General features: G+C 45.2%; 17 protein-coding genes. 11 read left to right on the plus strand and 6 right to left on the minus strand.

What is annotated here, in order from left to right:
* Positions 1-687: 687 nt before the first annotated feature.
* The 4 genes from QMA13_RS35825 to QMA13_RS35840 form a co-directional block, all read right to left on the minus strand.
* Positions 688-912: a TM2 domain-containing protein gene (locus QMA13_RS35825; protein ID WP_282943700.1), complete on the minus strand. Its 225-nt coding sequence runs from the start codon at positions 910-912 to the stop codon at positions 688-690.
* 215 nt (positions 913-1,127) lie between these two features.
* The gene (locus QMA13_RS35830) at positions 1,128-1,853 is read right to left on the minus strand and encodes a hypothetical protein (protein ID WP_282938568.1); all 726 of its coding nucleotides are present in this window, start codon (positions 1,851-1,853) and stop codon (positions 1,128-1,130) included.
* A 2-nt stretch (positions 1,854-1,855) separates the two neighbouring features.
* Entirely contained in the window at positions 1,856-3,031 is a 1,176-nt protein-coding gene (locus tag QMA13_RS35835; RefSeq protein ID WP_282938569.1) for an SPFH domain-containing protein, read from the minus strand.
* Positions 3,032-3,191: 160 nt separating this feature from the next.
* Entirely contained in the window at positions 3,192-4,142 is a 951-nt protein-coding gene (locus QMA13_RS35840; RefSeq protein WP_282938570.1) for an esterase/lipase family protein, read from the minus strand.
* A 208-nt stretch (positions 4,143-4,350) separates the two neighbouring features.
* Between QMA13_RS35840 and QMA13_RS35845 the strand changes: the two genes are divergently transcribed.
* From QMA13_RS35845 to QMA13_RS35885, 9 genes are all read left to right on the plus strand, one after another.
* Entirely contained in the window at positions 4,351-4,980 is a 630-nt protein-coding gene (locus tag QMA13_RS35845; RefSeq protein ID WP_282938572.1) for a VC0807 family protein, read from the plus strand.
* Positions 4,977-5,477 carry a GNAT family N-acetyltransferase gene (locus QMA13_RS35850; RefSeq protein WP_282938574.1) on the plus strand — a complete coding sequence of 167 codons (501 nt, stop codon included), beginning with the start codon at positions 4,977-4,979 and terminating at the stop codon, positions 5,475-5,477. Before QMA13_RS35845 ends, QMA13_RS35850 begins: the two co-directional genes overlap by 4 nt.
* A gap of 210 nt (positions 5,478-5,687) precedes the next feature.
* Positions 5,688-6,077 (plus strand): GntR family transcriptional regulator, encoded by a 390-nt coding sequence (locus QMA13_RS35855; RefSeq protein WP_282943701.1) that lies wholly within the window; start codon positions 5,688-5,690, stop codon positions 6,075-6,077.
* Complete coding sequence (locus tag QMA13_RS35860; RefSeq protein WP_282938576.1) at positions 6,074-6,925, plus strand: ABC transporter ATP-binding protein; 852 nt, start codon at positions 6,074-6,076, stop codon at positions 6,923-6,925. The genes QMA13_RS35855 and QMA13_RS35860 overlap by 4 nt, the downstream gene beginning before the upstream one ends.
* A 5-nt stretch (positions 6,926-6,930) precedes the next feature.
* A complete protein-coding gene (locus tag QMA13_RS35865; protein ID WP_282938578.1) occupies positions 6,931-7,581 on the plus strand; it encodes an ABC-2 transporter permease in 651 nt (216 codons plus the stop codon).
* A gap of 131 nt (positions 7,582-7,712) precedes the next feature.
* Complete coding sequence (locus QMA13_RS35870; protein ID WP_282938580.1) at positions 7,713-8,516, plus strand: helix-turn-helix domain-containing protein; 804 nt, start codon at positions 7,713-7,715, stop codon at positions 8,514-8,516.
* A gap of 98 nt (positions 8,517-8,614) precedes the next feature.
* Positions 8,615-9,586: an ABC transporter substrate-binding protein gene (locus QMA13_RS35875; protein WP_282938581.1), complete on the plus strand. Its 972-nt coding sequence runs from the start codon at positions 8,615-8,617 to the stop codon at positions 9,584-9,586.
* A 5-nt stretch (positions 9,587-9,591) separates the two neighbouring features.
* Positions 9,592-10,614 carry a FecCD family ABC transporter permease gene (locus QMA13_RS35880; protein WP_282938582.1) on the plus strand — a complete coding sequence of 341 codons (1,023 nt, stop codon included), beginning with the start codon at positions 9,592-9,594 and terminating at the stop codon, positions 10,612-10,614.
* Entirely contained in the window at positions 10,611-11,588 is a 978-nt protein-coding gene (locus tag QMA13_RS35885) for a FecCD family ABC transporter permease (protein WP_282938583.1), read from the plus strand. Before QMA13_RS35880 ends, QMA13_RS35885 begins: the two co-directional genes overlap by 4 nt.
* Positions 11,589-11,711: 123 nt before the next feature.
* Here QMA13_RS35885 and QMA13_RS35890 read toward each other — a convergent pair whose 3' ends face one another.
* Together QMA13_RS35890 and QMA13_RS35895 are read right to left on the minus strand one after the other, a co-directional pair.
* Complete coding sequence (locus QMA13_RS35890) at positions 11,712-12,080, minus strand: DUF4180 domain-containing protein (RefSeq protein WP_282938585.1); 369 nt, start codon at positions 12,078-12,080, stop codon at positions 11,712-11,714.
* 94 nt (positions 12,081-12,174) lie between these two features.
* On the minus strand, positions 12,175-13,227 hold the full coding sequence (locus QMA13_RS35895; RefSeq protein WP_282938587.1) for an NAD(P)/FAD-dependent oxidoreductase: 1,053 nt from the start codon (positions 13,225-13,227) through the stop codon (positions 12,175-12,177).
* Between the two features lie 182 nt (positions 13,228-13,409).
* Here QMA13_RS35895 and QMA13_RS35900 point away from each other — a divergent pair, with 182 nt between their 5' ends.
* Positions 13,410-14,201 carry an ABC transporter ATP-binding protein gene (locus QMA13_RS35900; RefSeq protein WP_282938589.1) on the plus strand — a complete coding sequence of 264 codons (792 nt, stop codon included), beginning with the start codon at positions 13,410-13,412 and terminating at the stop codon, positions 14,199-14,201.
* Between the two features lie 6 nt (positions 14,202-14,207).
* Positions 14,208-15,134 (plus strand): iron-hydroxamate ABC transporter substrate-binding protein, encoded by a 927-nt coding sequence (locus tag QMA13_RS35905; RefSeq protein WP_282938590.1) that lies wholly within the window; start codon positions 14,208-14,210, stop codon positions 15,132-15,134.
* The last annotated feature ends 2 nt before the right edge of the window (positions 15,135-15,136 follow it).

A 15,136-nucleotide genomic window follows, 5' to 3' on the forward strand; every position in this document is an offset into this window, starting at 1 on the left:
TCGCTTCCTCCTTTCATAAGCAAAATCGAGATCCCACAAATTAGGAACTCAGTCTCTCTCAGTTTACTTCAAATATCCGTTTCAAATAATATCCATTTCTTAACCAATCAGCACAGATGATTCCAATGATTGGCCAAACGGCCCCATACAGCACCAATTTGCTGGATATGAACCCCCTTTGTGGCTTGAAGCCCACTGCAGGATAGGCTCAGAAAAAAGTGTTCATGATTATCCTCCATGCACGATGATTATTCATTGAATTAAATTGGGTTGATGATTATCCATCATTTGTTTTATAATATCGCCATATTCCAATAGTCAGATAGAACAGACATCATGATACAATACAGGTACAAGCATTCTATATTCAATCAGCACGCACGCTGACTTATTCGAACAGGGATATGGGCAAACTACACAAGATTAGTGTTGAATGGCCCGGAATTTAAAATATGACAAAGGATCGTGTTAACAATGGGTGTCATCATCTTTTGGTCGATTGTTTGCTTAGTTATCGTACTGGGCTTAACCTTCTGGATTACCAAGAAAGCTTACTCACGCAAATGGGATGAAGAGGAATAAGTCATGCTAGAAAACGCGGTCATGCCAAAAAGACGCCTGCTCTTTCACTAAGGAAAGAACGGGCGTCTTACTTTTTTACAAGACTATGTTTGCACTCCAATGGCATTAAAACGCTCTGCCTCTACCATACTTCCTATCGAAATTCTCCTCGCTTGAAGCAAGATAAATAATGCCTTCAATTAGGCCAAGCAGAGAAGGAATGTAGGTCCAGCAGAACAGTATGTAAACAATACCCCATCCTACTTTGCCCAAATAGAATTTATGGATGCCTAATCCACCGAATAAGATAGCCAATATCCCCGCAAGAACCTTGCTTTTACCACCAGTTATCACCACAGTTGCCTCAGACGAGGTATTCACATAAATATGGTTACTAACCACGGACTGTGTTTCACGAGGAACATTTTGTTGAATTTGAGGATTTGGCGGCGGAGTCATAGCAAATTCTTCTCCGCAGTACTTACATTCCGTTGTGTTCAATGCAACCGGCGCGCCGCAGGATGGGCAGTTTTTTGTGCTCATAGATACGAGCTCCTCTCTTTATATCATTTTACATTTAAGGCTTCCCTATTAGATAGAAGTCCTTGGGTTTCTTCGATTAGCTTCAAAATATCATTTTTGTTGCCGTCATGGATGCTAGATTTCGTATGCAGCTGCAAAAACTCCAGATTCACCCTCACTCTGTTTTCCAACTCCATCACTTGGCTATTGCCTGTTATTCTTCCGAATGGTGTGGAGGCGTGGATTCGCTCTTTAAGCAATTTAAAAGCTTTTAAGACAGAAGAAGTGGTACCATCTGTATTTTTTTCAGCTAAGGCTGTCTCAATATTCATAAGCTGTGTACGGATCGAGTTTCTGGCATCCTGCTCCAGCGCCGTATTATTTCTGTCCTTCGATTCTAGTTGTGCAAAGAACGCCAGGACAGCATATATACCTACATACAGAGCCAGGATAAACAGCTCCCAGCCTGTGTACCACACGATGCTTCCTGAAACGAAGAGCAAGGAAATAAGATTCGAAACTAGGAAGTATACGATGGATAGCAGAACAAAGGATACGCGGTATGGAAAGCTGCTATTTCTCAAAAACAGCTCAGGCAAAATCAGAATTCCATTTATTAGGATGATGCCAACAGCAAATATAACGCATACTAAGACTAGTTTAATAGGTTCTGCCAAGAGCAGCGCAAATTTCACAAACATGATTATAGCTGCAATATCGAAGACTGCGGCTGTACACAAACGAAGCCATCTGAAATCAGGTCTACTCACATTCAACCCCCCAGCTTGGTGCCGCATTCAGCACAGAACTTGGTTCCGGGTTTATTCTCCTTATTGCAGCCCGGACAAGGCTTAGACATCATGGAACTGCCGCAATTGGAACAAAACTTCGCATCTTCATCAACTAAAGTTTGACAGGAATAGCATTCTATCTGTTCCTTGCTTAGTTTGTCACCGCAATTGCCGCAGAATTTAGCCCCTACCTCGTTCGCATGTCCACATGCTTTGCAGGAAGGACCTCCTACAGCGTTATGCATAACCGTTCCAGCGGTTTGGGCAAATGTATTACCGATAGCCATACCGCCTCCAGCCCCAAGACCAAAGCCCATACCGGCAGCCGCCATGCTTCCTCCTACTTCATTACCCGCTGCGGCCTCCATAACATCAAACGAGCGCTTCACATTGTATCGATTTTCCCCTATAATGTCGAATGCCGCTTTTTCACCTAACAGCTTATTAATCATGTCAAAATCTTCGTCAGGGAAATTAATAGACGATAAGTAAAAGTTGATAATATCAATGCCAAACCGTTCAAATTCACCGGTAATGCTATCTTGAGCTTTCTCGGAAATATCCTCTAGCCGCGGGGCTATTTCTAGCACCGATATTTTTTGATTTATAATCATATCCGAAATAATCGTTTTCACCTTTGAGACCGTAACGCCTTTAAAATAGCTAATTACTGTATCGTATTTGACTACCTGCGCATCACCAACAGCACCAATAAGTTCCGTTAAAAACACGCGAAAATTCGTGATTTTCAGACCCATTTGGCCGAATGCCCTTACTCTTAAGCGTACCCCATATTTAGGATCGATCAGACTGATCGGATCACTAGTCCCCCATAAAACATCCAGCTTGGCGGTTGTATTAATAAAGAATATTTCTGCTGAGAACGGGGTTCTACCGCCAAAGGGGAGATTTATTACCGGTTGCAACAGTGGAATATTTTGCGCTTTAAGCTTATAGGTGCCTGCTGTGAAGTAGTCAAGCGCCCTTCCGCCTTTTACAAAAACGGCAATTTGCCCCTCACCCACAATAAGCTGTGAACCATACACAAAGCTATCGCCGGGGTAACGGTAAACCAACCAATTTCGATTCGCTATTCCATTAAATTTAATAACATCAATGATAGCCAAATCAATCCCTCTTTCATTAACCGTTTCCAAACATTGTCTTAATTGTATACACCTTAACCCTATTTATCAAATAATATTTGGTATTTTGTCAGATGATAGTAGGAAAATATAAATAAGGATCCCCCTCTGTCGACCCTTCGACATGATAAGGAGTATCCTTTGTGTACGCTCAACTGTACTGCCATCGGTTTCAGGTAAGCTTCTTTTTCAAAATAGAGCGGCTTCTGAATAATACTTCCATATGGTCTCCTTCTACCAAATACTTGTCTCCGTCTACTACAAACACACTGCTTACCATCGCGTTACCGTCTCCAGCATCACTGTTTACTGCGGCCCACATCACTCCAGTTCCCTCTATAAAGGTTGTAGAATCAGAAGTCTTCTGAAGGTTTTGAATAGTGCTTTGACCTATCCCGGCGATTAGGGTAACGTCTATCTCCCGCCTTTTGAGGATATCTTGGTCCGCGTTTAAATGATCTAGAAACGTATTTTTCACCTGCATAATGCTGTATGGAATAAGCCGTAACGATTCGTTCTCACGCACTATGAGGTAATCGCCGTAAGCCTTAGAAGGAATCATATCGGATAAGCTCGGAAAGTGAGTACGGAGAGCAGCTATTTTGTTGGTGGGGTACAGTCGGTACAAATAGTTTAAGTATTGATGCATATACAAAGAGACGACATTAGGATGAACTCCCGATGGGTACTGGATAGTCCCTCCTGTCCAATAGCTATAATTAGCCGGAGATCCTGCATTAGGTGAACACATCATGATCAACTGATCCACATCTCTCTGATAGTAGTCGCTTTGCGTATAGGCTCTGGCCACCATTCCGCCCATACTATGTCCGACTAAGTTCACCTTGCTTGCGCCTGTTATTCGTTTCGCTTCTTTAATGGCATGAACCAGATAAGTGTGTGCTGAATACGTAATGGGCTGTCTCCAATCATAAAAAGCTACAAACAAGGTCGTATTTCTTTTATAGCCCATGCTTTCCAGCTCCATAACAAAAGGCTCATAAAATACCCCAGCGATGCCGAAGCCCCAGCCCCCTGTCCCGGGGACAATAACATGACTCATTGATCCGAACAGCCCTGGAATAAAGACGAGCGGCGTACTATGTAGGTGATGGGATTGCATTGTTCACCTCCTAATGCCCTAATAATATGCTCTCATTCTGGATTTACTCCCTCCCTTCCTAAGGTAGTATAAGCCCAAGGAAAATAATTCTAAATTATGTATTGACAGACCGCTGGTCTGTGTTATATTATGATTTCAATAACAAACCGATGGTCGGTTTTTAAAAAACAAGCGCAGGTTAATACCTGTCAAAGAGAGGTTGATTCACATGTCAAAACGATTATCCATTGCTTTAACGCTGCTTGTTAATGGTATCCTCCCTTGGGCGCTCTATGTCTGGCTCTCCGATTACATGACCAGCATCGCTGCGCTCTCCATAGCAACCTTAGTCCCATTGGCAGACAATGTGATTTATCTTATCAAGCATCGCAAGCTGGATGCCTTTGGCTCCGTGATGCTGTTCACTCTGATTGTCACTTTGGTTCTTGTTGCGATGGGCGGTAGCGAAAAAATTCTGCTTATTCGTGAATCGATGATCACCGGCTCTGTAGGCGCTGTTTTCCTCGGTTCCTTGCTCTTCCGCCGGCCGCTCATGTTCTATCTGGCGAAGCGTTTTATAGATAATCCTGATTTTGCGGAGAACTGGAATTACGGGTACTTCCGTTATGTCATGAGACTGATGACTTTTGTATGGGGAATCCTGCTCCTTCTGGAAGCCGCCGTCCGTACCATCATGGTGTTCCAGCTTACCGTTGCTGAATTTCTCGCTTTCTCTAACCTTGTTCTGTACGGATTTATCGGCGCTGCTATTGCATGGACGGTCATATATAGGAAGCATTCCGCTAAACGATTGAATGAGATCAAACAAGGCTCGAATCTGAAGGAGGTTCTAGTATGAGTATTGTCCGATTGGATAGTAAAGATAAAAATGCGGTGATGTCCTTGTTTCGATCGGTCACACAGGATTTACAGCGACAAGGTATCGAGCAATGGGATCGGTTTTATCCAAACGGCTTTGTCATAGGGAGCGATCTGCGCAACAAAAACCTTTACGGAATGAAAATGGATGATCAAATCGTAGCTGTTGTCGTGCTTGACGCCAAACAAAGCGGGAAATATGCTGCACTACAATGGAATGATAACCGAGGGAAATTCGCTTGTATCCATCGCTTGGCTGTTCATCCAGACTATCAAGGGAGAGGACTTGGCAAACAGCTGCTTCAATTTGCTGAGAACCTATCGAGAGAGCAAGGAAATAGCAGCATCCGTCTGGATGTGTACACTAAAAATCCCGGCGCAGTGGGCATGTATAGTAGGGCCGGATATCGGCCAGTTGGAGAGATCAAATTCCCTTTTCGGCCGGTGCCATATATGTGTTTTGAAAAATGTCTATAGGTAGCGTGGGTTTATAGTGCCTATCGAAACGCAGCTTGGTCTAAACCGTTTTACGACGCCGCTTAGGAGGGAGACGTATGTCTCTCTCTTTTCGACGTTTGAACGGCTTCTTACAAAAGGCTTATTTTGTAAATGAATGCATGTTGACTTTGCCGGGCTATCTGTATATTCTGTACATGAACTACATACACAGTTGAGAGTGAGTGAAGGATTACGAAAATTATTATTTCTAACGTATCGGATCCCCCAATATATCAACAAATAAAAGGACAAATTAAGGATGCCATTCTTAGAGGAGAATTAGCCGAAGGCGAGCTTCTTCCCTCTATTCGTGCACTGGCTAACGACCTGCACGTGAGCGTACTGACCACCCGCAGGGTGTACGATGAGCTTGAAACAGAAGGCTTCATTACTACCAGGGCAGGAAAGGGCTCCTATGTCGCTCAAGGAAACCTGGAGCTTTTGCGAGAATCCAAGCGGCGGATGGTCGAAGCGAAGCTTACTGAAGCATGGAATGCAGCCCTTTCGCTCGGCATCAGTAAAAGCGAGCTGTACCAAATGATGGATCTACTATTCGAGGAAGGAGATAGTGAACAATGAGTGCTGTTTTGGAAGTAGAGGGTTTGAACATGAATAGGGGTTCCTTCGGATTACTGGATGTCAGCTTCTCTTTACCGGAAGGCTGCATCACCGGCTTTATCGGGGTTAACGGAGCTGGAAAAACGACAACCATTAAATCCATTCTAGGTTTAACACTAAAAGATTCCGGGAAAATTCAGTTATTCGGTAAAGATATGGATAAGCATGAGCGAGAATTGAAGAATCGGATCGGTATCGTGTTCGATGAAGGCTACTTCTATGAGGATTTAACCATGGGAGAAATGAAAAGCGTACTTGCTCCCGCTTACTTCTACTGGGATAACGCCGAATTTCATAAAAACATGGATCGTTTCGAGCTAAACCAAAATCAGAAAATATCGACTTTGTCCAAAGGGATGCGGATGAAGTATGCCATTGCTTTAGCGCTATCCCATCACGCTGATTTACTGATCATGGATGAGCCGACAAGCGGGCTTGATCCTTTAATACGAAGCGAGATTATGGAGATTATGTTAGAGTTTATGGAGCAGGACGGCAAAAGTGTCTTCTTCTCCACGCACATAACCTCTGACCTTGATAAAATAGCGGATATGCTCATTCTAATTGATAAAGGTCACATTATTTTAAACGAGGATAAAGACTTATTGTTAGATACGCACGGCTTCGTTAAGGGAGACAAGAAAGAGCTTAATGAGCATACTCGGAGCCTATTTCTAACGCTGCGTGAAACTACGTATGGCTTTGAAGGCTTGACCAACAATAAACCGGCTGTATATGAAAATATCGCTAGTGCTCTTATTGAGAAGCCTACCATTGAAGATATCATGCTCGGATATATTAGGAGGTAATGACTATGCTGCTAAATTTGGTGAAGAAAGACTCCCTTCTAGTGAAAAAGTATATGATCCTTATGTTCCTTGCTGCCATCATACTTCCGGTGTTTATTAAGTTAAAAACGGAATTTCTTGCGTCCGGAGGCTTCCTTGCCTTTTTTATAAGCACGCTGTACATTCAGTTCCTGACTTTTAGTTCGGTATCCATGTCAGAGTATAAAAGCAAAGGCTCAGCCCTTCTATGCTCGACTCCCTACGGTAGAGCTGCGATTATCCAATCGAAATATCTGTTTTTGTTGATCCTATTCACTGGCTGCTGCATTTTATATACAATCACCGCCTGGTTTATCCCGCATCAGATGGGTATGTTAAGCTTTTCCGATTTTGCGTACTGCTTTTTGATCCTAACGGTCGTTTTCTCGATCATGATTCCGGTGCAGTACCGCCTTGGCTTCGAAAGAGCCCGATATATTTTCTCCATTAGCATTTTCATCGTGCCATTTATCGTTCCAGCTGTGATGAAATATATGCAAACTAACGACATCAGCTTCCATATTACATTCCCGATTCCAACGATCGTTCAGGATCTGTTGCCTATTGTACTGGCTCTTGTCATAGCCATTAGTTCTATGATCACTTGCATCCGAATTTATGAAAAACAGAATCTTTAAAGCTTGTCCTGTAAAGCTGGGAGGTGCAACGGAAGGTTTGCTGCGCCTCCTTACTGCATTGATTGCTGTCTGACCTCATTGTATGATGAAAAGACCAACCATGAAGACAAGAAGAGAAGGGACTAACCGCCATGAGTTTTCAACAGCTCGTTTCCATCATACCGGTATTCGAACAAGTGGAGTCCTTCACTACGGCCCAAACTATCGTTAGCCCTCCCGACCGACACCTGATCATTGTCGTGCTGCGCGGTCATCTCTTGATCTCAGGCTGCAATCAGGAGCCTGTTATGGTTGCTCAAGGCTTCGCCTGCCCCCCCGATCACAGCCCTTTTACGATTCAGGTTCCCAAGACAAAAACAGCCGAGTACATCATCATCTCTTACCGCATTTTTCCCGAGAACAGATCTTGGACTTTGCATGGTCCGCTTCGCACCTTCAGTGAGGTCAAAATCAAATACATGCTGGACGAGCTCATTCGGACGACCGAGGATATCGATACCCCGTCTGAAGAAGCCCATCTCGTACAGCAAGTCCGCAAGCGCCTCATCCTCGAAAGGATATTGTTCATTTATTTATATGAGACTCAATGGACCCAAGAGGACAAGTCTTCTGCGGCTAGTATGGAGGAGTCCCTTTCCTATATGAACGAGCATTATATGCTCAAGCTCACGCTCCCCATGCTGGCAGAACGGGCAGGAATGAGTGTCGGACACTATACCGTTCTGTTCAAAACCCTCACTGGAGACACCATGAGCCACTATTTGCGCCGACTTCGGATACAAAAAGCGAAGCAAATGTTCCAGCAGACCCATCTGCCAGCCAAAGAGGTCGCCCAGCTTGTCGGCTTCATGGATTATTTTCATTTCAGCCGGACCTTCAAGCAAGAAACGGGTTCTTCTCCTACCGACTTCCTCAAAAGCTTGGATAAAATCTAAAAATATAACATGTTCAATCTTCAGATTAGATATGGTCTAACCTCTCATATGCGGCTAAAATCAATTGAGAATAATTATTATTATCAGGAGGAACGATCATGCAACATCGATTTATCCGCATCCTTACCTTTACTTTATCGTTGGTTCTTGCCATAAGCCTTGCTGCTTGCGGTCAAACCGCCAGTAATTCCAGTCAGGGAAGTCAAACGGGCCAAGGCAATTCTCCCACTGCAGCGCCAAGCGACGGCAAAATTACAGTAGAAGATGCTCAAGGAACGGTCACGCTTCCTAAGAAACCGGAACGTATCGTTACGATGGACTTCAGCTTTACAGACATGCTGGTGACGCTAGGTGTTCAACCGGTAGGAATCGCCGATGACGGCAGCAAGGACTTATTCATGGATGCCGTGAAAAGCCAGCTGAAATCCTATACATCCGTAGGCTCTCGTTATGAGCCGAATATTGAGCTAATCAGCTCCCTTAAGCCCGATCTTATTATCGTCGATATCAATAAACATAAGAACGCGCTGCCGCAGCTGAAAGCTATAGCACCGATTCTCGTATTGAACGATTTCCAAGCCGATTACGAACAAATGCTCAAAAACTACATCATTACCGCCAAAGCCGTCGGCAAAGAAGCGGAAGGAAAGAAACGTCTCGAAGAGCACCAAGCCAAAATGGAAGCAGCCAAAAAGAAAATCAAGAACGCTAACCTGACGGTTCTTCCTGCTGTGGTCAATCCAACTGGATTCTTCGGTCATTCCGATCATTCTTATTCCGGCTCGATGTTGAAAATGCTGGGCTTCAACGATCCGCTAAAAAGCGATACGGCCTATCCTCAATTAACATTGGAGCAGTTGGTTGAAACGAACCCGCAGGCCTTGTTCCTTATGCCAACGGATAAGGTGACCATCGTCAATCAATGGGAAACGAACCCCTTGTGGAAAAAAATTGATGCGGTAGCTAAAAACAAAGTCTATATGGTTGAACGCCGTGATTGGTCGTTATCCCGTGGCATGCTCGGTTCCGAGAAAATTGCCGAAGATATTTTAAAACAGCTGGGAGAATAACCGCAATGAATACCTCAGTTCGAATGGAGAAGCAGAACCGCTCACGGTTTCTGCTCTTCCTTTTTTGTATTTGCTCCCTCTTACTAGTCGGCGGCATGCTATTCAGTCTCAAATGGGGCCAGGCACAAATGTCCTGGAGTATCTTATTCGAAGCGCTGACCTATCAAGGGCATGAAAAGCTTCATCTATATATCCAAACACTGCGTCTGCCGCGTACTTTGACTGCCTGCATGGTAGGTATTATGCTAGCGCTGGCCGGTCTATTAACGCAGCTTACGACCAAGAACCCTCTTGCATCTCCGCATATATTCGGTATTAATGCAGGGGCCTCTTTGGCCGTTGTTCTTGGACTAGTGCTGTCCGCTGGATTAGGACTCATGACTTCGATGGCGCTTGCCTTCCTAGGAGCTATAGCCGGAGCTTTCCTCGTATGGTCGTTAGCGGGCATCGGACACAAGCAATATGTCCGAATGGCTCTTGCAGGCATTACCGTCCACTTCCTGCTATCTTCGCTGACGGAAGGCGCCATGATATTGAACCAGTACTCCACAGAGAGTATGATATTCTGGCTTGTCGGCTCTGTTAACCGAGCAGGCTGGAACGAAGTGGCAGCGCTCTTCCCCTTCTTGGTCGGCGGCCTTCTATTGCTTGCCTTCATGGTGCCTTCCTTCCGTCTGCTGCCTCTTGACGACGACATCGCGTCGGGATTAGGCCAACGGGTTGCCCTTGTTAGAGCGATAGGGATGCTGCTTGTTATCGTGTTTGCGGGCTCTGCTGTTGCCGTATGCGGGCCGATTGGCTTTGTATGCCTCATTGTCCCCCATATCGCACGAGCGCTGGCAGGCCCCAATCTGAACGTTCTCGTGCCTCTTACAGGACTGCTTGGCGGTTTGATGCTCGTATATGCCGATCTGTTCAGCCGCTTCATTGCTTTTCCATTCGAATCGCCGGTGGGTATCGTGACGTCCGCCATTGGAGCGCCGTTCTTTATTTATTTGTCACGGCGGCAAGGGGGATCTAAAAAATGAAAAACACACTTATTCTCCTCTTGGCTTGCCTGGTGATGCTCGTATTAAGCGTCATTTCGATCAGCGTAGGTGCCGTTTCTATTCCACTGTCCGATGTCGGCAGCAGCTTATTTAATCAGACAAGCTCATCCTATTTCATCGTTCATGAATTACGTCTGCCACGGGTCATCGTAGCGATTTTGGCCGGATTCGGGTTAGCCGTTGCCGGGGGCATTCTGCAAAGTCTGGTACGTAATCCGCTGGCCAGCCCCGATGTCATAGGCATTACGAAGGGAGCCGGATTCACGGCGGCGGCCGTCATCTTCCTGTTTCCCAAATCACCTATTTATGTACTGCCGCTGGCTGCTTTTGCCGGTGCTGTCGCTGCTTTCCTTATCTTGTTAGCCTTAAGCAAAAGGCTCACTTTGACTCCAGCATCATTGGCTCTTGTCGGCGTTGCCATAGGAGCCGTGTTTCAGGCGGGGATCCAATACTTAATCGTGACGAATCCAACCAACGTCAACATGGCGCTGCTGTGGATGTCCGGCAGCTTATGGGGCCGCGGGTGGAGTCAGGTGCAGTACCTCCTGCCCGCTATGGCTGTGCTGCTTGCCTTTGCTTACGGGAGCTTCAAGAAATTAAACGTATTCCAGCTTGGTGACGAAATTAGCGTCTCTCTAGGTTTGCAAATTGTGCGCGAGCGCTTCTGGCTGTTCCTATTGGCGGTAACCTTGTCCGGTATCTCGGTATCGGCGGTCGGAGCCATTGGCTTTATAGGGCTTCTGGCTCCGCATATGGCGCGCAGTCTCGTCGGAAGCCTTAACCAGTGGCTTCTACCGCTAGCCGCAATCTTAGGAGCGGACCTCATGCTTCTGGGAGATTGCCTGGGCCGAATCATTATCATTCCGCGTGAAGTGCCTGTTGGTATCATGACCGCCATTATTGGCGCTCCTTATTTCATCTACTTGCTGCGAAGAGAAAGAATGCGGCGCTAAGCCTAAGAGCTTCAAGAGTTTCACTTACTATATGGTGTGAAAATAAAAAACAATCGGTTCAGGCCCTGCGGCTTTGTCCGATTGTTTTTGCATTTGAAGGACTCTTACTTGCATCCTCCTCCATTAACTGACGCTATGTAGAGCTTCAAGGCCTGCCTCGTTATCTTTTACGAAGAAGAATTGCTTGCCATGGTTGCACTCATATATAAAATCCTTCAGGCTCTTGCTGTTATATCCTTCAAAGTCTCCGACTATGGCTAGCTTCACTTGATAATTCGTATATTTTTGCAGTATTTCTCCGGCAAGCTTTGTTCTTAATTCGAAGAACTCCTCTGCTATGTTCGCCTTGTTAATCAGGATTTTATGACAATCGTCAGTGTATTTTACTGTTGCCATCAAGTCCAATGCCGCTTGAACGTCACCTATTACGACTTCGGGGCTCTCTACAATGGCTACCTTAGAGTTCCCCTTTTGGTCCACCGAAATGTTCACGATACTTCTCTCCTTTCACATTAATTGAAGCTAAACCTTTACTCCAACGATAATAATTATACCATAAATTGTAATTGCTTACTCTCCATCTATTTCACGACTCCATCATCCGCTTCACCAGCTCCCTATTGCGGGTTTTAAACACCTCGTTATGTGACGATACCATAGCGATTTTGCTGGCATCTGGTTGGATGAATTGCTTTGCCTTATTCACAGCATTGGCTGCATCTTGAAAGGCTCCAGCAATCAAATGCAGCTTCCCATCATGCATCAGAATATCTCCGGCCGCATATAGTCCCGGTACCGAGGACTCGCTGGTGGAATTGCCTGCAATATAATAATTGTCCGCGATGTCAATGTTCAAGCTGCTGTTCTCCAACAAATTCGTATCCCGCTCATATCCGTGATTGATGACCACTTCATCAATGGGTAGATAGGTGACCTCACCGGAATCCTGATGTGTCAGCTCAACACGTTCAATCGCTTCGTGACCCGCATTTGCCATTAATCTTGTAATGGTTGTTTGGAAGTAGCAAATCACGGAGCTATTCTTCAGCTGTGTGATTTGTGACTCATGCCCGGATAAAGAGTCTTTCCGATAAGTTAAATACACTTGCCGAGCAATCGGCTCCAGCTCATTGGCCCAATCGATAGCAGAGTTCCCGCCGCCCGAGATAACAACCGTCCTGTCCTTAAACTGTTTCAAAGATTTTACCGTATAATGCAGATTGCTGACCTCATATCGTTCCGCACCTTCGATTTCCAATTTCGCAGGCTTTAAGATGCCGCTTCCGACGGCTACAATGACCGTTTTAGAATAATGCTTCTGGCCCGAAGCTGTGCTCAGTTCAAAAACCCCCTCATCATTACGTGTAATCGACTGCACTTTCTCATTAAGCACAACCTCAGGGTTAAACGTAAGACCCTGCTCTACTAACTGTTCAATGAGCTTAGCCCCTGGAATGGGTGTGACCCCACCGATATCCCAAATCATCTTTTCCGGGTACACATGGACCTTCCCTCCTAGCCGCGGTTGATACTCAATCAGCTTGGTCTTCATTTCTCTAAGTCCGCTATAAAAAGTGGAATAAAGCCCTGCTGGGCCTCCTCCAATTACGGTTACATCGAATAACTCATCACCCTTCATTTCATTCACTCCTTCTGATCTAATTAAAAATGATAATCATTATCAATTAACTGTACACTCTATTTTCCACTTTTTCAAGAATGGGTTGACAAGAGGTTGAAATCATTTTATGGTATTAAAATAGTCGATATTGATAATCATTATCAATAATTTTGCCCGTTATGCTTGAAAGGAGGTTCCTCATGGTTCGCCTATACACGGATCATTTGAACATTGGCTACGGTGAACGATTTATAGTAAAAGACCTCAGCGTAGCGATTCCAGATAAGAAAATTACAGCTATTATCGGATCGAACGGCTGTGGAAAATCCACACTGCTCAAAGCCATAACACGGATCATTCCGCATCAGTCAGGAGCCGTCATTTTAGATGGAGGCAACATTGCTCAAGAAAATACGAAGATGCTCGCCAAGAAGATGGCGATTTTACCGCAAACACCTGAGGGCGCAAGCGGCTTAACGGTCGGCGAGCTTGTATCCTACGGCCGATTCCCGTATCAAAAAGGCTTTGGCCGGCTGACCCCAAAGGATATGGAGGTTATTAGCTGGGCACTGGAGGCTACAGGAACCGAAGCGTTTAAATACCGTCCTGTCGATGCACTGTCCGGAGGTCAGCGTCAACGTGTCTGGATTGCTATGGCACTGGCTCAAGAAACGGAAATCATCTTTTTGGATGAACCGACGACTTATTTGGATATGGCTCACCAGCTTGAGGTCTTGGAGCTTCTGCAAAAGCTGAATACAGAGCAAGAGCGTACGATTGTCATGGTGCTTCATGATTTGAACCAAGCGGCTCGTTTTGCCGACTATATCATTGCTCTTAAAGACGGAGAAATTGTAAAAGCAGGAAGCTGCGAAGAAGTCATCGAGCACGAGGTGCTCAAGCAGGTGTTTCAGATCGATGCCGAAATCGGACGAGATCCCCGAACTGACAAGCCCATGTGCGTGACCTACAACTTGATGAAAGGAATGTAACAACCGATGAAAAAAATATTGATCCCGCTTCTAACCTTCATGATCGTCATCTTAAGCGCTTGTGGGAATCCATCCTCCAAACCACCCGAGGGCTCCTCCCCCAAAGATACCCATACTTCCGCAACCATCACCTACCAGTCTGAATCAGGCCCTATTCAAGTCCCTGCCAGCCCTAAACGCGTTGTTGTGCTTTCCTCATTCACAGGCAACGTAATATCGCTTGGCGTCAATCTGGTCGGTGTCGATTCCTGGTCCAAAATGAACCCGAACTTTGATGCCAAATTAAAAAATGTGCAAGAAGTATCCGATGAGAATTTAGAAAAAATTATTGAGCTGGACCCCGACCTTATTATCGGGTTATCCAACACTAAAAACATAGATAAGCTGAAAAAAATCGCTCCTACGGTTACTTATACCTACGGCAAAGTCGATTACCTGACCCAGCACCTGGAGATCGGCAGGCTATTAAATAAAGAGAAGGAAGCAATGGCTTGGGTAGACGACTTTAAACAACGCGCTCAAAAGGCCGGCAATCACATCAAGGCAAAAATTGGTGAAAATACCTCCGTTTCCGTCATTGAAAGCTCTGACAAGCAGCTCTACGTATTCGGCGACAACTGGGGACGCGGAACCGAGATCCTATATCAGGAAATGAAGCTGAAAATGCCAGATAAAGTGAAGGAAATGGCTCTTAAAGAAGGTTACTATGCGTTGTCCCTGGAGGTTCTGCCCGCATACGCCGGCGACTATGTCATTTTCAGCAAAAGCAAAGATGCCGATAACTCATTCCAGCAAACCGATACGTATAAAAATATTCCGGCCGTCAAGAACAAGCATGTATTTGAAACCGATGCAAAAGCATTCTACTTCAATGATCCGTTGACGCTGGATTATCAGCTTAATTTCTTTATTAAAAGCTTTTTAGGGCAATAAGG

The organism is Paenibacillus sp. RC67, assembly GCF_030020805.1.
Taxonomy (GTDB): domain Bacteria; phylum Bacillota; class Bacilli; order Paenibacillales; family NBRC-103111; genus Paenibacillus_S.